General features: G+C 53.5%; 23 protein-coding genes and 2 pseudogenes. 9 read left to right on the top strand and 16 right to left on the bottom strand.

The genetic code is table 11. The features are described 5' to 3' along the window. Window positions 1–288: 288 nt before the first annotated feature. The 3 genes from NDO75_RS12015 to NDO75_RS12025 form a co-directional block, all read right to left on the bottom strand. Window positions 289–1221 carry an NAD-dependent epimerase/dehydratase family protein gene (locus NDO75_RS12015; protein WP_310906535.1) on the bottom strand — a complete coding sequence of 311 codons (933 nt, stop codon included), beginning with the start codon at window positions 1219–1221 and terminating at the stop codon, window positions 289–291. A 151-nt stretch (window positions 1222–1372) separates the two neighbouring features. Further along, the gene (locus tag NDO75_RS12020) at window positions 1373–2827 is read right to left on the bottom strand and encodes a flippase (RefSeq protein ID WP_310906536.1); all 1455 of its coding nucleotides are present in this window, start codon (window positions 2825–2827) and stop codon (window positions 1373–1375) included. Window positions 2828–2848: 21 nt separating this feature from the next. Continuing rightward, window positions 2849–4021: a hypothetical protein gene (locus NDO75_RS12025; RefSeq protein WP_310906537.1), complete on the bottom strand. Its 1173-nt coding sequence runs from the start codon at window positions 4019–4021 to the stop codon at window positions 2849–2851. Between the two features lie 419 nt (window positions 4022–4440). Here NDO75_RS12025 and NDO75_RS12030 point away from each other — a divergent pair, with 419 nt between their 5' ends. Further along, on the top strand, window positions 4441–4830 hold the full coding sequence (locus tag NDO75_RS12030; RefSeq protein ID WP_310906538.1) for a hypothetical protein: 390 nt from the start codon (window positions 4441–4443) through the stop codon (window positions 4828–4830). Window positions 4831–4972: 142 nt separating this feature from the next. On the opposite strand, the gene NDO75_RS12035 is transcribed toward NDO75_RS12030, so the two are convergent. Next, window positions 4973–5155, bottom strand: a complete 183-nt coding sequence (locus tag NDO75_RS12035) for a hypothetical protein (RefSeq protein ID WP_310906539.1) — start codon at window positions 5153–5155, stop codon at window positions 4973–4975. Window positions 5156–5287: 132 nt separating this feature from the next. Between NDO75_RS12035 and NDO75_RS12040 the strand changes: the two genes are divergently transcribed. Then, entirely contained in the window at window positions 5288–7216 is a 1929-nt protein-coding gene (locus NDO75_RS12040; protein WP_310906540.1) for a hypothetical protein, read from the top strand. Window positions 7217–7575: 359 nt separating this feature from the next. Here the strand turns inward: NDO75_RS12040 and NDO75_RS12045 are convergent, their stop codons facing one another. From NDO75_RS12045 to NDO75_RS12095, 11 genes are all read right to left on the bottom strand, one after another. Next, entirely contained in the window at window positions 7576–7980 is a 405-nt protein-coding gene (locus NDO75_RS12045) for a hypothetical protein (protein WP_310906541.1), read from the bottom strand. A 38-nt stretch (window positions 7981–8018) separates the two neighbouring features. Continuing rightward, on the bottom strand, window positions 8019–9689 hold the full coding sequence (locus NDO75_RS12050) for a hypothetical protein (RefSeq protein ID WP_310906542.1): 1671 nt from the start codon (window positions 9687–9689) through the stop codon (window positions 8019–8021). A gap of 8 nt (window positions 9690–9697) precedes the next feature. Further along, window positions 9698–10423: a glycosyltransferase family 2 protein gene (locus tag NDO75_RS12055; RefSeq protein WP_310906544.1), complete on the bottom strand. Its 726-nt coding sequence runs from the start codon at window positions 10421–10423 to the stop codon at window positions 9698–9700. Between the two features lie 541 nt (window positions 10424–10964). Continuing rightward, a complete protein-coding gene (locus NDO75_RS12060; RefSeq protein ID WP_310906546.1) occupies window positions 10965–12005 on the bottom strand; it encodes a DUF354 domain-containing protein in 1041 nt (346 codons plus the stop codon). Window positions 12006–12009: 4 nt separating this feature from the next. Continuing rightward, the gene (locus NDO75_RS12065) at window positions 12010–13563 is read right to left on the bottom strand and encodes an alkaline phosphatase family protein (RefSeq protein ID WP_310906547.1); all 1554 of its coding nucleotides are present in this window, start codon (window positions 13561–13563) and stop codon (window positions 12010–12012) included. Continuing rightward, a complete protein-coding gene (locus NDO75_RS12070; protein ID WP_310906548.1) occupies window positions 13560–14678 on the bottom strand; it encodes a polysaccharide deacetylase family protein in 1119 nt (372 codons plus the stop codon). The genes NDO75_RS12065 and NDO75_RS12070 overlap by 4 nt, the downstream gene beginning before the upstream one ends. Next, window positions 14671–15732, bottom strand: a complete 1062-nt coding sequence (locus tag NDO75_RS12075; protein ID WP_310906549.1) for a glycosyltransferase family 2 protein — start codon at window positions 15730–15732, stop codon at window positions 14671–14673. Before NDO75_RS12075 ends, NDO75_RS12070 begins: the two co-directional genes overlap by 8 nt. After that, window positions 15732–17117 carry a nucleotide sugar dehydrogenase gene (locus tag NDO75_RS12080; RefSeq protein ID WP_310906551.1) on the bottom strand — a complete coding sequence of 462 codons (1386 nt, stop codon included), beginning with the start codon at window positions 17115–17117 and terminating at the stop codon, window positions 15732–15734. The genes NDO75_RS12075 and NDO75_RS12080 overlap by 1 nt, the downstream gene beginning before the upstream one ends. After that, window positions 17110–18096 carry a Gfo/Idh/MocA family oxidoreductase gene (locus NDO75_RS12085; protein WP_345784904.1) on the bottom strand — a complete coding sequence of 329 codons (987 nt, stop codon included), beginning with the start codon at window positions 18094–18096 and terminating at the stop codon, window positions 17110–17112. Before NDO75_RS12085 ends, NDO75_RS12080 begins: the two co-directional genes overlap by 8 nt. Then, the gene (locus tag NDO75_RS12090; protein WP_310906554.1) at window positions 18086–19159 is read right to left on the bottom strand and encodes a DegT/DnrJ/EryC1/StrS family aminotransferase; all 1074 of its coding nucleotides are present in this window, start codon (window positions 19157–19159) and stop codon (window positions 18086–18088) included. Before NDO75_RS12090 ends, NDO75_RS12085 begins: the two co-directional genes overlap by 11 nt. After that, complete coding sequence (locus NDO75_RS12095) at window positions 19159–19752, bottom strand: acyltransferase (RefSeq protein ID WP_310906556.1); 594 nt, start codon at window positions 19750–19752, stop codon at window positions 19159–19161. The genes NDO75_RS12090 and NDO75_RS12095 overlap by 1 nt, the downstream gene beginning before the upstream one ends. Before the next feature lie 1390 nt (window positions 19753–21142). On the opposite strand from NDO75_RS12095, the gene NDO75_RS12100 reads away from it, so the two are divergent. Next, on the top strand, window positions 21143–21709 hold the full coding sequence (locus NDO75_RS12100; RefSeq protein WP_310906557.1) for a metal-dependent hydrolase: 567 nt from the start codon (window positions 21143–21145) through the stop codon (window positions 21707–21709). Between the two features lie 298 nt (window positions 21710–22007). On the opposite strand, the gene NDO75_RS12105 is transcribed toward NDO75_RS12100, so the two are convergent. Beyond that, window positions 22008–22364 (bottom strand): hypothetical protein, encoded by a 357-nt coding sequence (locus NDO75_RS12105; RefSeq protein ID WP_310906558.1) that lies wholly within the window; start codon window positions 22362–22364, stop codon window positions 22008–22010. A gap of 121 nt (window positions 22365–22485) precedes the next feature. Between NDO75_RS12105 and NDO75_RS12110 the strand changes: the two genes are divergently transcribed. From NDO75_RS12110 to NDO75_RS12135, 6 genes and pseudogenes are all read left to right on the top strand, one after another. After that, complete coding sequence (locus NDO75_RS12110; RefSeq protein WP_310906560.1) at window positions 22486–23505, top strand: NADP-dependent oxidoreductase; 1020 nt, start codon at window positions 22486–22488, stop codon at window positions 23503–23505. 141 nt (window positions 23506–23646) lie between these two features. Next, a pseudogene (locus NDO75_RS12115) lies at window positions 23647–23795 on the top strand (UDP-glucose 4-epimerase); the annotation flags it as partial. Window positions 23796–24205: 410 nt separating this feature from the next. Continuing rightward, window positions 24206–24559, top strand: coding sequence for a winged helix-turn-helix domain-containing protein (locus tag NDO75_RS12120; protein ID WP_310906561.1), 354 nt, complete (start codon window positions 24206–24208; stop codon window positions 24557–24559). A 3-nt stretch (window positions 24560–24562) separates the two neighbouring features. Further along, entirely contained in the window at window positions 24563–25027 is a 465-nt protein-coding gene (locus tag NDO75_RS12125) for a PIN domain-containing protein (RefSeq protein ID WP_310906562.1), read from the top strand. A 14-nt stretch (window positions 25028–25041) separates the two neighbouring features. After that, window positions 25042–25422 (top strand): annotated as a pseudogene (locus NDO75_RS12130) (NAD-dependent epimerase/dehydratase family protein); the annotation flags it as partial. 126 nt (window positions 25423–25548) lie between these two features. Then, a complete protein-coding gene (locus NDO75_RS12135) occupies window positions 25549–25788 on the top strand; it encodes a hypothetical protein (protein WP_310906564.1) in 240 nt (79 codons plus the stop codon). Window positions 25789–25835: the final 47 nt, after the last annotated feature.

Genomic DNA, 25835 nt, shown 5'->3' on the forward strand with positions numbered 1-25835 from the left:
TGATCGCGGGCGTCACGAGGCTCGCGGTCGGTGTCTGCCTCGGCTTCGTCGCACTGGCCAGCATCTAGCCCAACAATGGCCAACTGAGGGATCTAAGGAGCCATGCTGGAGAGATGGCGAGCGATCGCTGCGATACGAGTCACGGGGCCGTGACAATAGAGCGGCGGAGCAGGATGGGGGCTCCCCTAGTCTGTATCAACCACCGGGGCGAAATCGGTCGTTCGGGCCGTCATCAAGTTATGATCGCATCAGCGATGCTGTTACGCTGTACTGCACTTGCGGGTTATTCTATTGCGTCCGGTACCACTTGGCGGTGCGTGCGAGTCCTTCGCGGAACGCGACCGTCGGCTCGTAGTCGAGGTATGCCTCGGCTTTCGAGATGTCCGCCTGCGAGTGCTCGATATCGCCGGGCCGGGGCTCGGTGTGGACAATCTCTGACTCCGTGACCGTGATGTCTTGGACCGCCTCGGCCAATTCGCGGATCGAGATTGCCTCACCGGTCCCGATATTGTACGCTTTGCCGACGGCGTCGGTCGTCGCAGCCCTGAGATTCGCTTGGACGATATCGTCGATGAAGACGAAGTCCCGGGTCTGGGAGCCGTCGCCGTCGACGGTGATTGGCTCGCCTGAAAGCGCTTGGTCGAGGAAGATGCTAATGACGCCGCTGTAATCGCTGGCCACTTGGCCCGGCCCGAAGGCGTTGAAGTAGCGCAGTGCAACCGTCTCCAGTCCATAGAGCTCGTGGTACTGGCGGACGTAGTGATCGATTGTCAGTTTATCGAGGCCGTACGGCGACGTCGGCCCCTTCGGATCGCTCTCCGGGATCGGCACCCGCTCGGGGTGGCCGTAGATGGCGGCGCTCGAGGCGAGCACGACGCGGGCGTCTTCCCGGCGGGCGGCCTCGAGGACGTCGAGGGTGGCGTCGACGTTGATCGCGTGGCTCTGCTGTGGGTCGTCGATCGACTGTTGTACACTGACGAGCGCCGCTTCGTGAAAGACCATATCGACGCCGTCAGTGACGCGAGCGAGGGCATCGGCGTCGCGGCAATCGCCCTCGATGAGCGTCGCCTCGTCGGGCACGTTCGCCCGCTGGCCCGTCGTCAGGTTATCGAGAATACGGACATCGTTGTCAGAAACAAGTGCGGTCGCGAGGTGGCTGCCGATAAACCCTGCCCCACCGGTGATGAGCACCGTCTGATCAGCGGGTCTGTCAGGTGGCATACTGCACGTTCCCACTGCCGAGATATGACCTTTCCGCTTGTAGGATAAAATGTCGCGCTTTCTGTCAGGATTCTCCCTGAATCAGGTCTATAACTGTCCTTACCGCGAAGGATCTGTAAAAAATATAGGTCAGATAGTTAGTGAGTGGAAGTTATATTTCAGCTAATCGTTTTATTTCCTCTGAACTGATCATTCCTATTTGTAGAGAGATTATCGTCCAAATGCCAGAGGAAATTAATATAACTACTAATAGCATACCAATGCTATTTGCGAAATCAACAAGATACACTGTTGCTATCGACATAATTATAGAAGGGAAAAATGCTATTGCTATTCTCTTTATTGTTTTTATTTTATTTATATCGATCTCCGATAGCATGATGGAAATATTTATGCATGCATATATATACGTAGTGAAAACTGTCGCGAAGGATGCGCCAATCACTCCGAAGTAGGGGACTAATACGAAATTCAGACCGACATTTAAAAATGCAGTCCCGACCCTTGAAAGGGATCTCGCTTTGGCTCTTCCAAGAAAATCTAACCCATCGCCTGTTATATGTAATAGTGACTGTGCTATTATATAAAAACTAAAAACTTTCAATATATCGGCTGCAGGAAGGTATTCCTGACCGAAAAGTAATAGAACGGTTGGTTCAGAGATTATTAGCAAACCTGAAGATATCGGCACATAAATATAGATGGAGTTTACAATTGCTTCCTCGTATATTTTCGAGGGAGGTAGTTCAGAGTCTTCTGATGAATAGAGAGGAGATATAGTGAAGCCAAGAGCTTGAGCAGGTAATTCTAAGAATGTTACTATTTGTTTGCCTAGAGTATAGAAACTCACTGCAGCAGGATTTAAAAGATACCCAATTATTATCGTGTCGACCTTTTTATCTAGTGCGTATCCAGTACTTGTTATCGATATTGGTAAGGCATATTTGAGTATTTTCTTCGATATATCCTCTTTTGGTTGATGTTCTGATATAATCCCAAATGATGCTATTTTCAATATATAATATATGCCAGTAATTGAACTAATGAAAAATCCTATAACATATCCAAATAACGCCCCGAGCGCTTCATACCCAAAGAGAACGAGAGAAATAACTGAGAGTAGACGGAGAACTTTATTTGTCACGTTAATTTTTGCGGCATTGGATATTGACTCATAACCCTGTAGAACTGATCTAGAATACTTTAATAAAGTGCTAAAAATAACATATGGGACACCTATCAATATGAGATCCGCAAGATAGGGCTCGCCAAACCACATGGAAATCCTAAACCGTAATAAATATAATAATAAACACATAATGCCTGTGGTTGATAGTGTGAATAAAAGAGACACTTTGATTATATCCGCTTCCAAGGAAATCGCTTCTCCTCTGAATTCAGACAAATATCTAGCAGCTGATTTTCCGATACCTGCCCTGGCGAAAATTTCTGAGAAAGTAAGAAGAGATATGGTCAGAAAGAGAGTTCCATATTCATCCGGTGAGAGAGTGCGAGCTAGAAAGACAAGGAGAAGGCTGCTTGAACCGGTTGCTATAATTCGCCCTATAAATTCGATCCGAATTCTGCTTGTAATTGAGCCAACCATTCAATAAAACTAATTTATGGTTTATTTGTCCCAAGGTATTTCGTATTCACTAGGGTAATCCTCTAAATTAAGATTATCTGAGTAAATATCAGATAAGTCTTGATTGGGCCACTCTGCATCCCAATATTGTTTTTGCACCATCCTGTCTTTTGGATATTTGTTCATCTCTTCTGGAAAAGGGCTTATTTTGAATAATACACTCATAAAATCGGTAAATAAATCCCTCCCAATATTCTCAAACGCTTTCCTCAAAGTGCTATTTTCTTCTATCATCTTCTGTCGCTTTTCGAACCTTCTTCCTACATTATAAGGATCAAAAAACATTCGTTTTAATTGTTTATTTTGCCGTTTCTCTAACTTATGTAGGCATTCATTGACTTCGTCAATATCTCTGTTATATTTGCTCAAGAATTCAGTTATGTAGTCTCCTGAATCCAAGCCGTATTCCCTTAAGTAGTATGCTTGGATTTCCTCTCCAAGATCATCTGGAAAATCCTGTGTTGCAAGGTGAAAAAGATCCCATTCTGGATTATAAACCGCCGGTCGGACAAAGGGCTTCGGCCCCGTAGGAGACCCATCCCAGAACAAATCTTTCGAAAAATCAGAGTAATGGTATACATTTGACCAACCAACTTTCCCTAATAGAAGGATTCCTAAGCTTGTATGAACTGAAGTATGCGGGAGTAAGTCAAAAGTGTTAAATTCAAAGAATTCTAGCTCACTCATTTTTTCAATATCAAACAAAATAAACTGATCCATTAAATTACCGACCCACCATTTTGGACGGCGAAACGCGGGATCCAGTCCGCGAACACCGATATATTTTTCAGAATTATTGACATTCTCCACTAACCTTTTCAATGATTTTTCAGACAAAAACCACGCATCAGCGTGGATATGAACACCGTAATCCACATTTCCAATTAGGCCTTTCGTTGATTTCTTGAAGGTATCCAGAACTCTATTATTTAAATTTATGTTTCTCCTGTCCTCATTCATCTCTGGGGTGTAGTTTATACTATCGCCTGTTTCAAAACGGTCTATATTAAGGTCCTTTAACTGTTCTTCCGCATTTTCGTGGTTGCTACATACTGAGATAAAATATTCATCCTCCCAATTGTTTCGGATGATATCTACTAGAATGCTGAGTTCATCAAATTTATCATATAGTGAAATCGCAATACCAATGTCCATATCCGATATGTGGGTTGACTACTCTTAATCATATATGTTTTGGATTCTGAAGGCTATCTTGTTTGACCTCTTACCGTGTTGAATGATACTGTGATGCTCCCAGAACTTCTCTGTATGTCTGTCTCGCTTTTTCATGGTCAGTGGATCTCGTGGAGTGCTCGAGTCGTGTTGGTCCCGTTCGTTTTCACGTAGCGGTGCGCGGTCGCGACCTGCGCCCATGAAACTCTGCAACGGGATTACATCGAGTACCCGGCCGGCGTGATATCTCGCTGCTGTTGCGCGCAGTGCGTTGAGATAGACGTTGCAGTCGAGATCGGAGAGTTCGGTCGCTTTATCGATCCGCTGATTGATCGCAGTGCCACTCGTCGGCACGCATCCCACTTGTCGAAAAAGTCCTTGATAACCAGCGAGACGCGAGGATGGAAGTCGAACGGGATGTCTCGAAAAGCGTCCTCGGTCTTTGGAACCCACGCCAACTCCTCCGCGACCTCGAACGTCATATCGTCGTTGGGTTCGACCCGCTGTTTCACGCTTTGTCGACAATAACCGCAGATGTCCATCGACTTGCGACCCTTGATGCAGCGTTCGTGTGCCGGGATGCAGATCATGTTTGGATCGAAGTCAACCCACCGCTCGGTAAGGTGCGTGATCTCGCCGCGTCGCATCCCCAGCCGACCAGCGAGATGCAGCACGAACCGAGTTTGCAGCGAGTAATAGTCGTCCATCTGGTGAGCGCCGCGAATCAGTTGCTCGAATTCGTGCTGGTTCAACGCGTCTTCTTTCGAATGGTGGACTTCATGGTAGTTTGATGAGTCCATGGCACCACACCGATCTCAAGAAGCCGCATAATTACGCTGCTTGCAGCGGTGATTTACCTGCCCGATTGGTTCCTCAGAACTTATCACTTTTATACCTCAATATGCTGGGTTTGTCAGGTAACGTTCTTAACTCTCATTTTGTCACCTTGAATCGCAGAATGCGCTGGTCATTGTCCACAAAAATAGCAATAACAACGCCAAAATATAAAATATATGTTAATATACTGTTAAATAACGGAGATAAAACTGCTAGTTCAACGAGCAGTATAGAGTTTACCACTGGGACAATTCCTGACTCGAACTCCCCTTCGAGCATAGAAGAACACCTTTCCGACAGAATATATATCTTTTTGATAACGACTACGCCTATTTTCGGTGACAAAAACGGAGAACAGATAGCTGAATCCCAAAAGCTATCTTGACGACATTACCACTTATAACATATCCCATGAGTTGGCAACAGCATCTGGATGAGTATTTAGACGTCTTTATTTCGATTTGTGCTATTGGCGGGGGCCTTCTCGTTTTTGGGCTTTCGGCCATCCTCGGTCTTGGGCAATACGGCCTCGGCCTAGCGTTTATCATTGGTCCTATAGCATATCTTCTCTATCGCCGCCTTTCCGACGGAAAATCTCCGTCTTCACTACCAACCCGCGTTTTCTATGCCGGGACTGGGCTCTGGACGACTGCAGTTGTGATAGCAACTCTAACTGGATTTCGAGCGGCTCCAGGCCGTCCGCTACTTCACTACTTCGCAGCCACAGTAGCCTTCGCAACGATTCTCATTGATATTCTATACCATAGCCAACTTTCTCCGTCTCGACAGTCGAACTTACGAGCAGTCATCCTCGGAAAGCTGATAACAATCTCCTTGATTTACCGGACAGGCCGTTTTTATAGTGTCAGCACCATCCCGGGGAATGACGTTCACAAACATCTCGAACGCGCTGCGACCATCGCCAATACCGGATTTCCTGCATCGCAGGGCGACCCGACATTCAGCAAATACGTTGCTGCTCCTATTTTCCATATCGCGATTACGACCCTCTCCAAGTTTGGACTGACAGAACAACAAGTAGTATTGGCGCTGGTAGTTCTCTTTGTATTTGTCACAGCGTTAGTGGCCTTTAAACTGGGCCAGGTCTTAGCAACACCAGAAGTTGGCCTATTCGCTGCGTTATTTGTCTCGGGCTCAGATATATTTATTCTCCGTGGTGTTGCGAGCGTCACCCCGTCACTATTGACGGTCATTTTCTTTATGCTGGTGCTCTTACTTCTGTTCCAGCAATCTCTTAACTCAAATTATATTTATTTTTCTGCGTTTAGCTTGATGCTTCTTATCACGCTCACTCATCATCTCTCAATGGTCGTTGCAATGATTATCCTCACCTCGATCTCAGTCGGGATTCTGTTGGCTCAATACGTATCTATTCGAGTTCAGCAAACCAACGGTGTTCGGGCCTCACTAGTATTCACCTTAGTAGGCGTGGTGGTGATGGTTGTTCATTGGACTCTTACGCCATCTGCCGCTGGCACACTTTTTGAACGTGGTATCTATCGTGTTCTAGCAACACTACAATCTCTTGGTGCATCATCCAGTGGGTACGCGTCCGCTTTCTCCAGCGCGGGCTTTGTTTCAAATCTCCTCTATAGCCTCGGCCAATCAACGCTCCTGTGTTTGGGAGTTTTTGGGATCCTTACTTGGTTGCATCGCGACTTCCGTACAGACCGTCGAAGTGGAGCGTTATTTGGAACCTTCGCGCTCTTTGTCGTCATTTATCCTGGAACGCTGGTCGGACTCGACACTTTCCTCCTGCCCCACCGCATTCTCGTGTTTTTGATGGTATTCGTTACGATTCTTGCTGGTGTTGCCTGTTCGGAGTTGATTGCACGTTCGGACAGAGTTCGGGTTCTCACTGTCGTCGTCATTATTGGGTTGCTTTTCGCGTCACTCACTGCCCCTTTTGTTATCGAAGATGATCCCGTATACAATGAAGAGCAGATGCATCGGGCGAGTCTAACTGAATCCGAAATGAATGCGTTTCTTTTCACATCCCGTGTTGCTAATGAAGAGACTGTGTATGTCGACCCGTTGGTGAGACAGCCCCAGATTATTTCAGGTCAAAGACAGGCCGATATACCTCGATTCTTGAATTTTATGATGTACCCACAGAATGAGACCTGGGAGGAGAATTCGTTAGTGGTTGTTCGGGAGGTGTACCGCGAACGGGGCTATAAGTTCGGTGTCCCAGGCACCTTCTCAGCCGGTAGCAGTGGAGCATACAGCCCGAGACCGCTACAGGGCTGCGACAAGACACTGATTTATGAAACGGCCTCAACTGAGGTCTATCGCCTCCCGGATGGCTGCAATCTTTGAAGGTATGAACTCCTTCGAACTGAATGAGATTGTATTGGGCTGAGGCTTTGCTGTTGTCAGCACCGTCCAGTTAGCGCGGTTTGAGAAGCGAGCAGGCGGACGGCGAGGCACCGATCCAGTTGCTGCACAAGACTGTTAGCAATAGATGTTGTGTCAAATGTTCACTACGCGAATCGGAGATCCATGCTTAAACAGCGCGGCCGGGCTGGTTGACGACAGGGTAGCTGGCTAAGTGTGTCGACGGGACCAGCCGGTCGGAAATGATCCTGAGTGAAACAGAGGAGGTCGACCGAACAAATTCACATTAGCGCCATGATGTCTTGAGGTAGTCGCTAGCGAGTCCGTTAGGAAAATCGTCTTTATTCGTGAATCGCCTCTGTCTCCGCTTCGAGGAGATCTTCAATCTCTTCTCGTGTATAGTTTAACAGTTCCGTTGGCCGGATCGCCTTATCATCGACGTAGAACCCGTCATGACCACACCACGGTTTCCCGTAGTGAATCTCGTCGTGTGGTATATCATGTTCTTCCAGCCATTCGAGAAGAGTCTTCGCTGTATCGGCGTTGATCCGCCCAAGGCGCCCTTCGTGTGTGTTCATATTCCGGGCTGTATAGAGTATGATGTAGTAGCCGTTCTCCCTGTACTCCTTGAGTTGATGAACGACTTCTTCGTGCGGTTTTCGGTCGGCGTAGTCGAGTTCTGGGTCTTTCTTACAGATGACACCGTCGATATCGAATACAATCCGTTTATTTGGTGTAGGGTTCATGCTGACTTCTTACGACGGGGGAGTTACAAACTTATTGGTTATTCGAGGAAGGGGGCTGTCTTTTCGATACCCTGTGCAAGCATACACTGCTGTCGGGACGGATTATCTGTATGCAATGGGACCATACTCAGGAAGAGCAACCCCTCGATAAGTTTCGTTGTCTCGAGACTAATTCCGTCATGTGCCTTAAGCAGGGAATCGAAATGTGATTCACGGGCTTTTTGCGCATCCGTAGTATAGATCTCGTAGTCGATCGTTGCGGATACAGGATCATACGAGGCAGAGAATCGGCCGTTGATAAGGTGTTCGTAGTGGCCGACAACACTGTGTCGTAGTTTCGCAACGTCATATCGCGGATCGCCATAGATCGTGAACTCCCCAAATTCTCCGCGAGGATCAATGAGTTTTAAAATTCCATTTCGAGGTTCGTATAATATGTTCGGGAAACAGAGATCGCCATGAATGACAGAGAAATTATTGATATTTAGAAGTCTAGTGGAATAAACAAGGTCCTCTATATGATCGAGAATCGTCGAAACGGAAGGGTATGTGAACCCATTAATTTGGACGGTATTTGTCTCGAACATCTCGTCAACTCGGCCACTATCGTAGAGCGCACTCAGGCGGCGTTGTGTCTTCTTAAGATAAATCGCCTTCAATGACTTTTGAATGGCGGACTGAGAAGCGTCGACCGTGAACTGCCGAAATTCAGTAAGCATATCGAACAGTCGATGAAAAACATTATCCCAGATATGGTCTCCATGAGACCCGTATAACTGCAAATCACTAAGAGACGGATATCCAATGTACTCCATCTTGACGTAGGGATCTCGGGCATCAGTTGACCAATCATAAAGTCTCGGAAGATACGGCTGGAGTTGATTTGGAATTTGATGGTACCAGCTAATTTCGTTGATGAGCGTACTAGTATCATCACTCCGCTTGGTGATAACGTTCTTCGCGTCGACCTTTAGCTCGTTGAATTCTCGGGCATTCAGAAACTCTTTCGTCGCTCGGTGATAAGTATCTAGATGGCCGACGTCTAGCCACGTTTCAGGTTCGTGGAGGGAATACTGCCGATCTGAAAGATAAGATAGCAAACCGCGATAAAATGAATCAGGCCCATCGAAGTCGTTTTCGACGGCAATGTTGAGATTGTCTTCAAAAGACTTCGCATCTGTAATTCCAAATTGTCCGACAAAGGTTGGACAGGTATCGTCATTGACTGAGCTGTATTTCTCTGTAATCTCGTTGATCTCACCGCCGGCAATATCGAAGGTCGTCCATCGATAAGATTTATTCTCTTTGGTATAGGACACGTAATCACGGCCCGAAACATTTGGGACCGGTTCGATGAACGTGTCTGCGAAATTGATATAGAGGTTTGAATTAGATATTGTATCGCTCGATAAACTTTCGAGGCACCGAAGGATAGTTTCGCCGATGCTGTCTGTTTCGCCAACATCGACAACAGTCCATTCGTGGGAACTTCGATCAATATATTCCCGAATGAGATCTCCCGATTCGGCGACTGCGACAACTTTTGCCACGCCGATCGATTCATATACGTCTGCGATCCGCTCAAGGATCGGCCGTCCTTGCAGCGGAATCATCCCTGTCGGGATTGAGCCGACATCGAGACGCAGTTCATCGGGGACCAATACTGCGGATGGGACGAGTAGGATATCTGTAATGGATTGGCCAGTCATAGTATTCTTCAATAGTCTTTAGGATCGAAGTCGGAATCGAACTTGTGAAGGTCGTCTGGTGTCCCGAGGACATGAACGCTTTTGCTGTCAATTTGATGGGGTTGTACTTTGCGGCCGGCTTTAATCAGATGATTGTACAGCGGCGCTACGTACGTTTCACCGTACTCCGATTCAACGCTCGAGGCTGTTGTCTCGTATGCGTCGACGAAAAATGACCATTCTCCAAAATAATAAAACCCGACTGTCGCTTGATCTGAGATCTTCTCCTTCTCAGAGACCTCAATCACATTCCCGTCTTCATCTTTGCGCACAAAACTCCAACGTTCTCCTAGTGTCTCGAAAATAGGAATAAACCCATCACCAGTAATATCGTCGGGTGTGATCTGTCCTTCCTCAACATATGTATCGATATTATAGATTATGACAGATTCGGAATCGTTGATCAAGTGATTGGCAGCAAACGCTGTAGCCGCTTGACCGCTGGTATACTTATCTAGTGATACCTCTTGGAATGATGAGATACCAAGCCGATCACACGCCTCTTCAAGAAAGGATGTAGTAGAGTGTCTAGATTGTGTTACGAAAATAAATTCTGAGTCGAAAAACGGCTTTAAACTCTGCATTGCCCAGTCGAACATAGGTTGTTCTTTAACGAGAATTTCATGCTTTGGAACTGATATTCCAATGTCTTGAAATCGGCTTCCTTTACCAGCCATCGTAATTAGAATCTTCATGGAGATGAAACTCTTTCGATCCTACTTATACCTGTCCATTCATATGTCTAGTGATCAATATCGACTGGTAAACTCTTTCTTCTTTAAGAGTGATAGCGAGATTGAATCTATGTCAAAATTGAGAGAGGTGCAAAAGAGGGAGAGCGGTTCTCAATGGATCATGGCGATAACGTCCGCATCTGTAGATATTCTGAGTATATTGAGTCGAAATTTGAAATACAAGAGCGGATACCGATCTAATAGCATCTAGAATTCAATTTCACAGAGTATCAATTCTGAATTCCGTCCCAGAAATTAAAGGGGAAGGCGTCTAACAGCCACAAAAAGGGACAGAATTAGGATCAGACAACTCGGGGCTATTATCATATTTCAGGGTGGCCAACCAGTGAGCATACACCAACTATCAAGCAATTTGTACCCCATCACAATAATCAGAGATTAAAATTAGCAACCCAATGGAAAGATCCCTGTGGTACGAATTCTCCAATGCTATCTCCCAAAAGAACAGGGTCTGATTTTCTATATATTATATTAAAATTTTTTATTGTCTATTAACTATGGATAGGGATCTTTCAACCATGAACTTAGTAGTATCTATCTTGTTAGATAGGAGTCTTTCTCTTCTTTCATCGAATTTATCCAAAGACTGATTTTCAAGTATTGTCTCTGCTTTTACGACACCATTTTCCTGCCTATTCGGCCCGGAGCAATTATAAACTAAACCATATTTATTATCTAATTCATCTAGATAACCGATCCGGATTGTGGATACAAAGATCGCTGGAGTCCCTAGAATCGCCGCTTCTGAACTCATGGTCCCACTTTCTCCTATGTAGAGATCAGAGTAATATAGGAGATCATGGATCTTATGAGGAGGTATATTCACCTCATATTCACTTAAATTACTATCTAACTCACCTTCTGATGACAATAATACTCTTGCACCAGTACTTTCTAGTCGGTCGATAGCGTCATATATATCAGTTAATCCGGACTGGCCAACATCGTGCGCGGCCTCCCATGAAACGAGTCGCATTAAGACGAATAAGTCATCAGGTTCGACAGGAAGTTTATCAAGTACTGAGGGATCAGGTTCAAATCTATTCGGGTGGAGATATGCAAGCTCATGGTAGCCCGGATAACGCACATGACGGTCTCCGAAATCTTTCCAAAAGTATTCGTTCGTATAGATCCGAGTCGCAAAAGGCACCGAGAGCCGATTGGAAAGTGTAGCATGTTCGTTATTCGGGAAAATAATAGATTCCGATCCAGTTAATTTAGCTGCATGAGCGGTCGCAAATCCACTTTTAGAGGTGATAAGATCTGGCTCGAATTTCCGAGCATATTTGCAGGTATTTATAACTCGAGTCAATTGTTCATCAATGTCGATTGGGAGGAGAGTCGTATTTCGACGGGAGGATATAATTTCATATTCGAACCCATACTTCTCTAGAAGGTCCGTAGTAATATCTTTTTCAGTAACAATTATCCTAACTTCATTTCCTTTCTGATTCATCTCCCAAATGTAATTTTTGTAGAAGTGAACATCCGCAGGGTGGGGAATGTGTACTAATACCTTCATATGATTAGTTTAAGTATCCTAAATCTTCAAGTCGTTCACGAACTTCGTCGTCCTCCTGTGCCTCCGTGTCACCGTGAGGTGACGGGATGGGAGAGCGTTCTTCAAGCGTACCGTCGAAGATCGGCTGTGGTTCGCCGTCCATATCGGTCGGGACAGCGCAGTCCATTAGTCCAAGGATCGTCGGTGCAATATCTGAGATTTTCATTTGACCTAAATCGCCTGTTTCCGTAATATCTGGGCCAGTTGCTGCAAAAATGCCCGGTGGAATATTCTCCGCCTCCCACCGACCAGTGTCATGATGAATCCCATCGACGCCCGTCGCTTCGCTCATATGGATCCCGTCCGTCTGATGAGCGACCAGATCCGGTGCCTTGTTAAGGTGGTCACCGTCGTAAAGTTCCTCGTAGGTATGCATCTGTTCAACTACGGGGATTCCTTCGGGGGTTTTGAGTCCTTCAAGTCCGCCTTTGATCTCTGCTCGAAACTCGTCGTACTGCGGATCGTCGCGGTCGACGGTCAGGTACACCAGACCTTGCGTATTCGCGACTGCGACAGTTTCGTCCCAGTCAATCTTCTCGAACGTCCGTTGTCCGCGGACGCCTTCCTCCCACGGGACCAACGTCTGAATTCGGTCGGGAACGGCTTTCGCCAGGAAGTCCGTGAGACCGAATGTTTTGGCGATACGAAGCACCCGTTCTTTCGTGAGTCCAGTATTCCGCAGTACATCGTCGACAGAAGTTTGGAGTGCCAAATACCCGTTTTCGATGAGCCAGTTGTTGATGTAGACAAGGTTATCAATGTCAACACAGCCGTGGTCGCTCATCATGACGACGTTCGTATCCTCGAGTTCGAGGAACCGACCGATGTGTTCGTCGAAGATCTGCCAGGCTTCGTAGACGGGATCCTCCTGCCAGAAGAAATGCTGGAGTGTGTTCGAGTAGAAACTAGTGACGTGAAGGAAGTCGACCTCTTTCTCCTCAAGAAGATCGTACGCCACCTGAAATCGAAGGTTGATCAATCGGTGAATCGCGTCGACTTCCTCGCCGCGCTCGTCATTCGACGAGATTAGCGGCTTTGGGTGAATATCGTAGTCGTACTCTTCCTCAAGCGTCTCTTGCAGCGATTCCGGATGTGTGTACGTGTCTTCCAGCATCCGGTACTCGCTTTGACGAGCGTCGGGCCCTCCACAGATCATGAACCCATCAATCTCTCGTGGAGGATACGTCGTCGGCATGTTGACGACGCCGGTCGTATACCCCTCATCGTTAAGGTAATCCCAGAGTTCTGCCGAATCGAAATCGTATGAGTGATGGAACACATACTCGTGCTCCTTGACATCGAGGTGATCGAACCGGTAGACGCCCAGCTTACCCGGGTTTTTGCCGGTCGAGTAACATTTCCAATTAGGAACCGTTACTGGAGGAATGTAACTGTGACTCTCGCCGTGAACGCCGCTTTCCAACAGAGTTTTGACATTCGGCAGATCACCTTGCTCGAGCCACGGCCCGATAAGATCCCAATTTGCTCCATCTAAGCCGATTACAACTGTTCGTGTCATTTGTTAATATGAGTGATATCGTATTCGTACTGTTTGGCGACGGTATAACAATCCGTCAACCGATCATCTGGCATACTATTCAGCAGTTTCCGTACCCGGCGTTCCGCAGTTTTTCCTTTGAATGCCCAGTACATTGGACGACGTTTCATGTTTCCGACCTTCGGGAACGACGCACGGGCGATGTCAATGGGGTGGAAATAAAACACGGAGTCGCCGCGTTCGAGACTCTGTTCCACCCCTGCCTGAACGACACGGCGACCGAATAGCCGAATCAGAGGTCCGCCCGCGGTCGGAATCTCGCCGAGCAAGAACTTGTAGTACGGCCACGGCAGTTCGACAATATCACGATCGTAGTCGGGAGCCGGGTCGAGGGATCCTTGAGACGGGATGTATGGTGTCGTTCCGACCTGATCGAGTTTCTGATCAGTTTTGTTGTAGAGTGAACTCCGTGCAACCGACGAATCGTACTCGAACCCGAGCTCTTCGAGGACGTCGAGTACCCACCCGCTCACGTATGCATTCGGTGCGCGAAAGCCGACGACCTCTTGACCAGTGGCATCTTCGAGTTTACGCTTTGCAGTCTTGATCTGTTTCCGGTACTCGTCCCGCGTAAATCGCGGCTCTTTGGTGTCAGGGTCGATCGCACACTCGTGATGTAACCCGTGACATCCGATCTCATGTCCGCGGGCGGCAATCTCCTCGACGAGTCCAGGATAGTTATCGACGACGTCGGCGACGACGAAGAACGTCGCTGTGATGTCCAAATCATCGAACAGATCTAACGTGCGGTGGGTGGGTTCGGTCAGGTAGTCGTACTCGTCGTCCCACTCGTCAAAGAACTCGTGAACGTCCTCATATTCGGAAAACGAGGAGCCAGTGACGGCGGGCACGTGATACCAGTCTTCGACATCGACCGAGACCGCGAGCGCACTTTCGTCGGAGGGAACCGTTTCCGCTTCGTACTCGAGTTCGACACCAGCACTCGGTGTCTGGGACTCGAGGTCAGCGCTATAGGTAGATGAATCCTGATACTTGAGTTTACTACCGCCACTCCGTTCCGACGATTCGGAGTCGTCACTCGTCGATTCCTGTGCATCGAACTCCGCCTCAGTCACGGATCTGCACCTCCTGCGCCTCGTTGACCTGCATGTCGAACAGCATCGCGAACATGAGGAACATACTTCCCATGGTGAACAGCATGAGACTCGAGGCCCCACGGACGAACAGCGGATCGCCGAGAGCGACCTTCGCGTACACTGACCACAGTCCGGCAAGCACGCCGAACACTGCCGTCATCGCGCCGAAGGTATAGAACAGTGCAAGCGGGTGGAAGTCCAATACGAGGTACTTCACTTTGAGCCGCCACAGGAAGTTCTGGAGCAGCATCCGCGACACTCGACGAATGTACGACCCGTAGCTGATCGACGACTCTTCGTCACCGTAGATGGCGGGCATTGCGACGTCGGCCACGCGCATCCCCTTGGCGTTCAGCTTCACCAGGAGATCGTTGCAGTAGCCGTAGTACTCGTACATGTCCTCGATGCCGACATTGTCGAGCGCGTAGTACGAGATCGCGGCATAGCCGTTCTGCGGGTCCATCGTCTTCCAGTAGCCCGACGAAATCTTCGTCAGGAACGTCAGAATCGAGTTCCCGAAGAAACGCCACTTCGACATTCCTTCTCTGTAGTCCTTGTACAGCAATCGATTGCCTTTCGTGTAGTCGGCCTCGTCCTCGACGATCGGATCCAGGAACTTGTAGAGGATATCCGGATCCATCTGGCCGTCGCCGCCCATCACCGCCGTGATATCGATCTCGTCCTCGAGTGCCCGCTGGTAGCCGGTCTTGATCGCGCCACCGACCCCGCGGTTCTCCTCGTGCTGAATCGGGACAACACGCTGATTGAAGTCAGCGCTCGCCACAGCACCACCGTCAGTAACGACCGTTGCAGCGTCCTCTTTCACATCTGTCTCATCGTACGCGACCAATACGGACTCCTGATTCACCGTCTCGGCATGGCGTTGAATCTCGTCCCACGTGCCGTCAGTCGACTGATCGTCAATGACGTATATCCGGTCGACGTACTCCGGCATCGTGTCGATCACCTCACCGACGAACCCTTCTTCATTGTACGCCGGCACCACCACTCCGATTGTATGTTCCCGATACATCAATTGTACCCGCCACCGATCGTGTATCGGCGAACCTCGAGTTCTTCGTTCACGAGCGTCTGTCGGCCGTCGATTACTACCGATAGGTTATCACTGTTGCGATGAATATCAGTCCAGTTTATCTCATCGAACTCGTCGTGTGGGGTGACCATAACGATCGCGTCCGGGTCGAAATCAGAGAGTGCCTCGAGGTCGATCTGCTCGAGTGCGAACTCGTCGACCGACTCCAGCATCGGATCGATGCCATACACGTCAGCACCGAGTTCGGTCAACTGCTTGGAAATCGGGATCGATGGTGAGGCGCGAATCTCCTCGACGCCGGGGCGATAGGTCAGTCCGAGCACCACGACCGTCGCCTCCGTAATCCCCTTCCCATCTTCTGCTAGCCCGTCGCGAACCTTTTCGACGGTAAACGCCGGCATTGCATCGTTTACCTCCCGGGCCATCTCCAGCAGCCGCGAGTCGGTCTCGAATGGCTTGATCATGAAGTAGGGGTAGTACGGGATGCAGTGGCCCCCGACACCCGGCCCCGGCTCGTGAATGTCACAGAACGGCTGGGTGTTCGCCGTCTCGATCGCTTCGTTCACATTGATCCCGAGTTCGTCGGTAAACGTCGCAAGCTCGTTGGCCAGCGCGATGTTGACGTCGCGATACAGCCCTTCGAACACTTTGACGGCCTCCGCGGTCGTCGCGTCCGTGACTGGCAGCACACCTTCGCTGTTCAGCGACTCGTACACGACTGTCGCGGCGCGCGTACTCTCGGCGTCAGCGCCGCCGACGACTTTCGGATAGGCGCCCCGGATATCCTCGAGTGCGCGCCCGGATGAGGTGCGCTCGGGGCAGAACGCCAGTCCGAACTCGCCGAGTTCTAGTCCCGAGGCCTCCTCGAGGGCAGGCAACACTCGCTCTTCAGTCGTCTGTGGTGGCACTGTACATTCCACGATCACCAGATCGCCTTTCTCAAGGCCAGTGCCGATATCCTCGATGACGGCATCCAGGATTGCGAGATCCGGTTCTTTGGCGTCCGTGATCGGGGTCGGTACAATGACAACGTGAATCGAGCCACGTTCTGCAGCCTCACGAGGCTCGGTTGTCGCAGAAAATGCACCATCGGAAACGAGGTCGGAAACGAGCTCTAGCAGCCCTGGTTCGCGCTTGACGTGACAGCCGCCGTCGTTGATCGTCTCGACAACATCGGGATCGATGTCAGCGCCGAGCACGTTGCCGCTCGTCTCGGCGAACACCGACGCGAGCGGGAGTCCCATCTTGCCAAGTCCGTACACCGAGACCGGCACATTACCGTTCGTGAAGGCCGCCCGTTGTGTCTCTTCGTCGGCCGAGACGCCGTACAGCGATGACACTTGTTCCCCGACCGACTCAGTCATCGGCGATCACCTCGGGACTGTCGACCCCAAGCGCCTTCGCCTCGATTTCGAGGGCTACCGACAGCGCAGCAATTCCATCTTTGACGGTGACTTCCGGCACACCGTGTGCCTCGACAACGTCCACGAAGGAGGCGAGTTCTTTCTGGAGTGGTTCCGCGTTCGTGATAGTCGGACGCTCGACGATGCTCTCGTGTTTGAATCGAACATCGCCGTCTTGCTCGATGTACTCGGGTACCGAATTGCGGTGGATTTCGATCGACTGGTTGATATAATCGAGTTCGATGAGACATTCCTCGGCTGTAATCTCGAGTGTACGAACCTTTTTCTGGGTCTTTCGACTGGCGGTCAGCGATGCCATCGTGCCACCTTCGAACTCGAGCAGCGCTGACGCGTGACGGTTGCCGTCGACACCAGCACTGGTGACCGAAACAGGGTCGTCATCAAGAAGCGACAACACAATGTCGATATCGTGGATCATCAGATCGAGAACGGCGCTGTCCTCGATTTCGCGATCGGGTGCCGGGCCGAGACGTTGCGCACGAACACTGACAATCGTCAGGTCATCGATGAGCTGTTCCAGCGTGGTCACAGCTGGGTTGAAACGCTCGATATGACCGACCTGAACGGGAACGTCCGCTCGTTCGACGCGTGACTGCAGCGCATCTGCCTGCTCGAGGTCATCAAGGACCGGCTTTTCGACGAACGTTGCGACGTTCGCATCGAGACACTGCGTCACTACGTCGTAGTGGAATTGCGTCGGGACGACAACCGAGACAGCATCAACGGCCTCGAGCAACGACTCTCGGTCCAGTGCCTCGACACCGTGTTTGGCCGCGGTTTCCTCGGCTTGTGTCTCGTCGACGTCCGTGACACCCACAAGGTTTGCATTCGGCAACTCGTCATAGATGCGGGCGTGATGTTGACCCATCGAGCCAACGCCGATTACCCCGACGTCAATCAGACCCTCATTACGCGGCATAGTCATTGATCACCTCCACGATGTGGTCGATATCGTCTGCAGTAACATTCGGATGGACGGGCAGCGAGAGAACCTCACTGGCAGCAACCTCCGATTCCGGAGCCGTACAGTCGACATCGTCGTACGCCGGCTGATTGTGGATACACGTCGGGTAGTAGACGCCGGCTCCGATGTCGTTCGCCTCAAGGTGGTCTAGCAGTGCGTCCCGGTCGTCGGTCCGGATCGTATACTGATGATAAACGTGCGTCGTCTCTTCCGGTTCGACAGGACAGCTGACGGCATCGTTGGTGATGCCCTCGGTCAACTGTGCTGCGTTCGACCGCCGTTGCTTGATATAGGTGGGTAATCGCTCGAGTTGGCCCCGACCGATCGCCGCTGCGATGGACGTCATCCGGAAGTTGTGTCCGACGGTCGCGTGGGCGTAGGAATCGGTTCGGCCGTGATTGATAAACTGAGCGACGTCGTCCGCGAGGTCCTCACGATCTGTGACGATCATACCACCTTCGCCAGTGGTCATGTTCTTCGTTGGGTAAAACGAGAAACAGCCAACGTCGCCGATCGCCCCGACTCGGTTGTCCTGATACGTCGCGCCGTGGGCCTGCGCGGCGTCCTCGATCAGCGGGACGTCGAGGTCGTCCGCGAGGTCCGCCAATGGCCCCAAGTCCGCAGGCAGCCCGTAGAGGTGCACGGCGACGATTGCATCGATGGCCACCTCTCGGGCTGTCTTGCGGGCAGCGGCGGGATCGAGGTTATACGTCACCGGATCAATATCGGCGAAGATTGGCTCGGCGCCGGCATGTCGGATCGCGTTGGCCGTTGCGATAAACGAAAACGGCGTCGTCAACACTCGATCGCCGGCTCCGATGCCGACTGCCTCGAGCGCGGCGTGAAGTGCAGTTGTCCCGTTCGATGTCGCCACGCCGTGGGCCGCTCCGCAGTAGTCGGCGAACTCCGCTTCGAACTCCCGGACTTCCGGTCCGTCCGCGAGCATTCCGCTGTCGAGCACCTGCTCGACGCGCTCTTTCTCTCCCTCTCCGAGTTCTGGATCTGCAATTGGAATCATTAAATATTGTTGGCACCTCGAAGTTCCGCTGGGAGGTCCCTGTGGGTCGCTGGCGCACCAACGGCGAGCGTCGCTGGGGGGACGTCCTCGGTGACGACCGCGCCGGCGGCGACGAACGCCCCTTCCCCGACCGTAACGCCTGGGAGGACGGTCGCGTTGGCGCCGATCGAGACGCCATCCGCAAGCGTCGGCCCCGCGAGGTCGACCTCCTGGCGAATCGGATACGGATCGTTCGTGAGCACCGCGTGCGGTCCACAAAAGACGTTGTCGCCGATTTCGGTATGCGAGGGCACGTAGACGCCGGTCTGGAGACTGACGTGCGAGCCAATCGTCGTCCGGCCATCGATCACCGCGTTGGTGCCGACGAGTACGTCGTCGCCGAGTTCGGTCAGTTCGCGAACAAGGGCGTGGTGGCCAGTCGCAAAGCCGTCGCCGATTACAACATCGTCATAGATGATCGTCCCTGCCCGGATCGTCCCCTCGCCACCAATCACGGGCGGGGTCGACTCATCGGAATAACTGTAGCCCACAACAGCTGTTTCATCCGCGGTCCATCTCTCCAAAGCCGTTCCGTCAGTTGTGTCATCACCCATTCGACTTATACACCATATATTATATTTCAGTTGTTAACCACTATCGAGACTGATTACATAAGTTTACTGGCCGATACCGCTGCCTGCTTGCGATTCGTTAGCGAAACGGTTCCAGCTAGAGATGGACGACAGCCAGTAACTCAGTGTATTCCGAATTCGAAACAGGTACCTATGTGAGATGGTACTGGTTAGCCGTGACAGCCTGAATGTCGGCAGGTTGCCTATCACCGCCTCTTTATCGGCTCAGTTGTGGCTGATACGTATCTATCATAGAGGTGAATACGCTGACCACTTGTGACTAGGCTATTGAGGCGACATACTGCTCCGCGACTCGACGCCGGCCGCGTTGGCAATTCGCAGTGGCGCTCGGCGATCATTGTGCGTTGAACCGATAGGTGCATTCTCGTGACCCGCTGGGCGGCTGCCTTTGCCTGCTAGTACTAGACGATCCCACCAGCGTTCTAGTTGGATACTTGCGTTGGGACGCGGGGCCTCCTACCCAGTGGCCTATACAGCCGTGCCTACGACGGCAACCGGTGGCGAACTATCTTTCGAGTTATAGTCGTAATTGTATCAAAGTTCAGATCAGAGTCATACCACTGGCAGTCGCCAGTAAGGATATGAATCTAAAATGAGTAGTGCCAGCAATCAATGCAGTCAACTACCCCGGACACTCAACAGCACGACTTTTTCAAAGTCCTGACAGGATAACCGTGTACCTTCCGCGACGATGGCCAACTCACTGCAGGGACGTACAAGGGCAACACAGCGATGTGCTGCGAAGCGTGCGGGACGCCTGCCGTCCAACTGTGGTAATCGGAGTGGCCACGCGGTGCGCACAGCGCGCCATCGCTCGCTAGTACTCCCGTCCTGGTCGGCAATGATCGCACGCAGCCAGCGGACCGTGCTGGCGACGGGTCGGTGGCCAGACACAGCACTCGAACTACCCGAGCCATCCCTGGACGGGTGCCACTCGGTGTAGGCCACGTGGCGCCCCTCCGGTAATGGCTCGGCACTCCATATCCGACGCACCGGGTGTAGGTGACACCTTCAAAAACGTAGGCGGTGCATACTGCCGTGCGTGACACGACTCTCGCGGACCTGCCGCAGCGGGCTCGTCCTCGGCGCCATCGGGCACCTCTGTGCGGGCATCCTTGCGGCCGTGGCGAGCGCCGGCGCGAGGATGGGCCTACCGAAACCGGGCCGATAGCCGACAGCCAGAGTCGGCAACAATCGCGGTTCGGGGCCAGCACCACGATCTGCGCATGGCGGTAGTGCGCCTCGAGGAGCCATCGCCCTCATAACCGGCGTCGGCAGCGACTACTGACTCAGGAATACAGCGTGCAGCCGACCGCAGCACTGATCCCCATCGCTGGCAACCCCCTAGCCGATGTGGCCCTGGGGACACCTCGCCGTCGCCTATCTCGTCTACACCATGTATTGCCACGCCCGCGACGGCCGGCCGCCGCGCGGGCTACCCGCCCTTGCCCTCGCGTTCGGCTCACAGCTCCCGGATCTGATCGACAAACCGCTGGCGTGGTCGCTCGGCGTCCTCCCCGGCGGGCGGACGCTGGCCCACTCGGTGGTCGGTGCCGCGCTGGTACTGTCAGTTGTCGTGGTGGCGGTCCGCCGCACTGGCCACCGCGCTGTCGGCCCGGCGGTCGCGATCGGCTACGGCGTCCACCTCTTGACTGATCTCCCGCCGGCCGTTCTTACCGGCGACCTGCGCGAGGCGACCTTTCTGGCCTGGCCGCTGCTCACGCCGCCAGACTACGAGACGCCTGCGAGTCTCGCCGCCGGTTTCCTGCGGTACTCGATGGGCACTGCAGAGTGGATCCAGCTCGGGCTAGTCGCCGTTGCCCTCGGTATCTGGCTCCGCGACGGCCATCCCGGACTTGGGACCGTCCGCCGTGGTCTCGCTCGAATCGGTGTCTCGCGTGACATACGCGGGCGGTGATGCCGTGAGCCTCACCAGTGAACTGGTCTGGTACAGCAGTCTCGAGTGTAGCGGGAGCGTGGAGACCGTGACCAGCAACAGCAGAGGCGAAGCAGATGCTGGCGGTGATCGCACAGCTGTGGCCACTCCTCACTGCAACGGTAGTGCTCGTGCGGTGTCCAGGCTACGGAACGGGTGGATCCTCGCCCGAAACTGTGAGAGCCATCCCACCACGAGGCGAGCTACGGTACATGTCCTTTCCGACGAGGTCGTGACCACTACCGGGCTGCGTACTCTCCCCAGTCGCTGGGAGAGTAGCTCAGCCTCTCTGCGACCACAACCAAGCGACTACGGGCCCGTCACGGCAGCGTTCGGCGTAAAGCAGTGCGACGAGCAGGTAGACGGCGACCGCGACGGCGGCCAGTCGGCTCGAGTCGCGCGGGTCGGCCCGATCGAGCAGCGAATGCAGCCAGAAGACGTTGCTCAGCGCCGAATTACTGAGTGTATGGACCGGCCCCTGATAGAGCGGGAGGACGCGCCAGAGGTCCGGCATCAACGCCCAGCCGCCACTCGCGATGATGATCGGCACATCGTAGCGCGTACGCACGGGGAGGTACGTCAAGAGGAGAGTTGCCCCAGTCGCGCCGACTGCGAAGTGGGTGAGAGCGATGCTCATTATGAGGCAGTTCCTGACCCACCCACTCGAGTATGAAGCCCTTGACCGGAAATGAGTGGCCGACCCGGGGAGGATGTCACCCTCACCATCATGATCAAGGTCGCCAAAGCCCACAAGAGCCATGGGAGACACACGCAATCGGCAGTGGCTGCTCACGGAGCGACCGACCGGTGAACCGGCAGCCGACAATTTCGAACTGACCGACGACCCGATCCCCGAACCGGGACCGAAGGAGGTGCTCGTCCGGACCGAGTACCTCTCCGTCGATCCGTATATGCGCGGGCGGATGCGCGACAGCGAGTCCTATGCCGACCCCTGGCCCGTCGGCGAGCCGATGCGGGCCCGGGCCGTCGGCACGGTCGTCGAGTCAAACCACGCTGCGTTCGCGGCCGGCGACACCGTCACGGGCAATCTCTACTGGGCCGAGTACGCGGTCGTCGACGGCACCGCCCTCGAGCCAGTCGACACGGGGTCGGCGCCGGTCTCGACGGCGCTGCACGTCCTCGGAATGCCCGGCCGGACCGCCTACGTCGGCACCGTCGACGTCGGCGCGGTCGAACCCGGCGATACGGTCGTCGTCTCCGCTGCGGCCGGCGCCGTCGGCTCCGTCGCCGGCCAGATCGCGCGCATTGCTGGCTGCCGCGTGATCGGGATCACGGGCCGGGACGAGAAAGCCGACTGGCTTACCGACGATCTGGGCTTCGACGCGGCGATCAACTACCGCACGACCGACGACCTCTCGGCGGCGGTCGCCGACGCCTGCCCGCGCGGCGTCGACTGCTACTTCGAGAACGTCGGCGGCGAGGTGAGCGATGCCGTCATGGACCACCTCGTCGACCACTCGCGCGTGGCCGTCTGTGGGAAGATCGCCCTCTACAACGCGGAGGAAGGCGACGACCAACTGTATGGTCCGCGACGCCTCCACCAGCGGACCCGAACTCGCGTCGAGGGGTTTATCGTCAGCGATCACGCCGATCGCTTCGACCACATCAATGCGCGGCTCCGGCGGTGGGTCGAGGATGACCACCTCCAGTATCGCGAGACAGTCACCGACGGCATCGAGACCGCTGCCGACGCGTTCCTCGGGCTGTTCGACGGGACGAACGTGGGGAAACAACTCGTCCGGATCGGCGAAGACTGATCCCGCTAGGGCCCTCACTCGAGCGAACACGCACTGGCCTCGCGTCGAGCACAGTCTCGTGGGACGCGGCTTTCTCGAGTGCGGTCGTAATACGAGGGTGACGTCGCCGCCGAGCTAGGGTGCGTCTCCGCTGACGCGGCCACTGGCGACACCAGGGTTGGACGGGTGACGTCCCGAAGATGCACCGCTCGAGCGAGAAACTCGATGCGCTCGGGTAGGCACCCGAGCACGAAAGCGACAGGGCGGTCCGCAACGCGACGCGGGAGCTATGTGCGGAACTCCAGGAGTAGCCCGCCACAGTCGAGTCGCGGACAACGACTCGCGCATGCACCCCGAGATATCCTCGGTCGATGCTGCCAACATGGCCACCCTGGCTTTCTCATCAGCAGTTCACCCCCTGCGGCCCAGTCGTCACGACACACCTTCGGTGGTCGAGAGCCGCGCGACGAGCGTTCCCACGGCCGTGTATACGGTACACTGGACTGGTCCAGCCCTGGTCGTCGACTGGGGCCATCGCCTCGAGACGGGCCGCGCCCGCCCTCACAGACTGGGTAGTTGCTATCACTACCTTAGACGGAAGTAGGCCGAACGCGCGCTCCCCCGCCGGAGGGGCCCCCTTTCAGACGTTCCGATCTCGACGAGGGGCAGTATCTGACGTCTAAGGAAGAAAAGTTTTGGGGATCCACCCCGAAGCAGCCCTATGAGCCAGAACTCGTCGAGCGGTCGCGGTCCGCATGCAACTGACGAGGACATTCTGTCGGTGCTGCGGACGACCAACGACCCGGTCCTGTCGACGGCTGAAATCGCCGACCAACTCCCGATCAAACGCCGGGCGACGCTCGATCGCCTCCGTGCACTCGAGGACACAGGCCTCGTCGAGAGTAAACGAATCGGGGGACGGAATACGGTCTGGTGGCTGTCGGCCGCGGGCAGTGGCGACGGGGCAATCCCCGCCGATGATCCGTTCTTCGCTGAAGGGGCCCTCTTCGCGTCCGAGGACCCTGCCGACGAGGACGAGATCGATGACATCGTCTACGGCGAACTCGAGGGCTGAGCTGTGGCCGACTCGGGGATAACGCCGTTGTTCGTCGATACTGGCGCCTTCTATGCATATTTCGATGCAAACGCATCGCGGCATGATCGGGCGAGTGCTGTGTTCGACGCGATCGCGAGGGGCGCCATCAACTACCGGCCGCTGTACACGACGACACACGTGCTGGCCGAACTGTCGACGCTGTTACTGCGTAAACGAGACCATGCCGCTGCCGTTCGGGGACTCACCCGGATTCGGAACTCGCCCGCGTTCACGGTCGTCCAGCCGACGGATGATGAGTTCGCGGCTGCATGCCGGCAGTTCGACCGCTACGATGACCAGCAGATTACACTGGTTGACCATCTGACTGCAGCCCTGGCCGCTGAACGCAGCACCGACCACGTCTTTGCCTTTGACAGTGACTTTCGGACACTCGGACTCACGCTCGTTCCTGACGAGATCCACGTTCCCGACGCTGACAGTGAGTGACGATCCCTCTTGGCGGCCCGCGGCTGCGTGGCGCCGTGATCCCTGATTTCATCGAGAAGTTGCACGAGAAGCCGGAGACGCTCACCATCCGCGGTGATGGCCGCCAGGAGAAGTCCTATCTGCATATCGGTGACTGCCTCGATGCGATGCTCACGGTCTGTGACCGCGCCGACGGCCCGCTGGCCACCGACACCCGTGAGACCCGGACGACGACCTCGGTGACTCGCATCGCCGACATTGTCGCCGATGAACTGGGCCTCGAGCCAGAGTAGGAGTACACCGGCGGCGACCGCGGCTGGACCGGCGACGTCCCGCAGGTGCGCCTCTCGATCGAAAAGCTCGACGCGCTCGGGTGGACACCCGACTACGAAAGCGACGCGGCGGTTCGCGACGCGAAATCTGCTTGCAGAGTACCGCGACTCTTGTTTCCATCCGCCTTCCTGCTGATACCTGTAGATAACTGTCAAGTAATAGTAGATAATCCCACACCATGTGTGGTATCGCCACACGGGAGGTAGACGATGGAAATCCGACAGATAGTGCTACTCTTGGCGATTGGCGGCCTCCTCCTCGGTGGAGTGGGGATGGCACAGGCAGATGAACGCCCGGACTGCGCGGATCGGTGGACGCCGGCCGATCCTGGCCCGGACGATACCGTCGGGACGATTTACGACGGGACTGATAACTGCGCCCATACGTGGCAAAGCGCGACAGCGAAACAGACCGGGAACGCCCCGGCAACCACGGGAGGCACTCCGTAACACGGACCGAGTAGCATCGTTTTTTGCGGTGATGTGGCCAGACGGAC

The organism is Natrinema sp. 1APR25-10V2, from assembly GCF_031626495.1.
Classification (GTDB): domain Archaea; phylum Halobacteriota; class Halobacteria; order Halobacteriales; family Natrialbaceae; genus Natrinema.

Bases quoted from the DNA above. Each gene is read 5' to 3' on its own strand.
- NDO75_RS12120 (WP_310906561.1), top strand. From the start codon at position 24,206: ATGAGCCAGAACTCGTCGAGCGGTCGCGGTCCGCATGCAACTGACGAG.
- NDO75_RS12100 (WP_310906557.1), top strand. From the start codon at position 21,143: ATGTGGCCCTGGGGACACCTCGCCGTCGCCTATCTCGTCTACACCATG.
- NDO75_RS12075 (WP_310906549.1), bottom strand. From the start codon at position 15,732: ATGTATCGGGAACATACAATCGGAGTGGTGGTGCCGGCGTACAATGAA.
- NDO75_RS12110 (WP_310906560.1), top strand. From the start codon at position 22,486: ATGGGAGACACACGCAATCGGCAGTGGCTGCTCACGGAGCGACCGACC.
- NDO75_RS12025 (WP_310906537.1), bottom strand. From the start codon at position 4,021: ATGGACATTGGTATTGCGATTTCACTATATGATAAATTTGATGAACTC.
- NDO75_RS12060 (WP_310906546.1), bottom strand. From the start codon at position 12,005: ATGAAGGTATTAGTACACATTCCCCACCCTGCGGATGTTCACTTCTAC.
- NDO75_RS12105 (WP_310906558.1), bottom strand. From the start codon at position 22,364: ATGAGCATCGCTCTCACCCACTTCGCAGTCGGCGCGACTGGGGCAACT.
- NDO75_RS12095 (WP_310906556.1), bottom strand. From the start codon at position 19,752: ATGGGTGATGACACAACTGACGGAACGGCTTTGGAGAGATGGACCGCG.
- NDO75_RS12030 (WP_310906538.1), top strand. From the start codon at position 4,441: ATGGAAGTCGAACGGGATGTCTCGAAAAGCGTCCTCGGTCTTTGGAAC.
- NDO75_RS12040 (WP_310906540.1), top strand. From the start codon at position 5,288: ATGAGTTGGCAACAGCATCTGGATGAGTATTTAGACGTCTTTATTTCG.
- NDO75_RS12090 (WP_310906554.1), bottom strand. From the start codon at position 19,159: ATGATTCCAATTGCAGATCCAGAACTCGGAGAGGGAGAGAAAGAGCGC.
- NDO75_RS12055 (WP_310906544.1), bottom strand. From the start codon at position 10,423: ATGAAGATTCTAATTACGATGGCTGGTAAAGGAAGCCGATTTCAAGAC.
- NDO75_RS12020 (WP_310906536.1), bottom strand. From the start codon at position 2,827: ATGGTTGGCTCAATTACAAGCAGAATTCGGATCGAATTTATAGGGCGA.
- NDO75_RS12015 (WP_310906535.1), bottom strand. From the start codon at position 1,221: ATGCCACCTGACAGACCCGCTGATCAGACGGTGCTCATCACCGGTGGG.
- NDO75_RS12080 (WP_310906551.1), bottom strand. From the start codon at position 17,117: ATGACTGAGTCGGTCGGGGAACAAGTGTCATCGCTGTACGGCGTCTCG.
- NDO75_RS12085 (WP_345784904.1), bottom strand. From the start codon at position 18,096: ATGCCGCGTAATGAGGGTCTGATTGACGTCGGGGTAATCGGCGTTGGC.
- NDO75_RS12065 (WP_310906547.1), bottom strand. From the start codon at position 13,563: ATGACACGAACAGTTGTAATCGGCTTAGATGGAGCAAATTGGGATCTT.
- NDO75_RS12045 (WP_310906541.1), bottom strand. From the start codon at position 7,980: ATGAACCCTACACCAAATAAACGGATTGTATTCGATATCGACGGTGTC.
- NDO75_RS12035 (WP_310906539.1), bottom strand. From the start codon at position 5,155: ATGCTCGAAGGGGAGTTCGAGTCAGGAATTGTCCCAGTGGTAAACTCT.
- NDO75_RS12050 (WP_310906542.1), bottom strand. From the start codon at position 9,689: ATGACTGGCCAATCCATTACAGATATCCTACTCGTCCCATCCGCAGTA.
- NDO75_RS12135 (WP_310906564.1), top strand. From the start codon at position 25,549: ATGGAAATCCGACAGATAGTGCTACTCTTGGCGATTGGCGGCCTCCTC.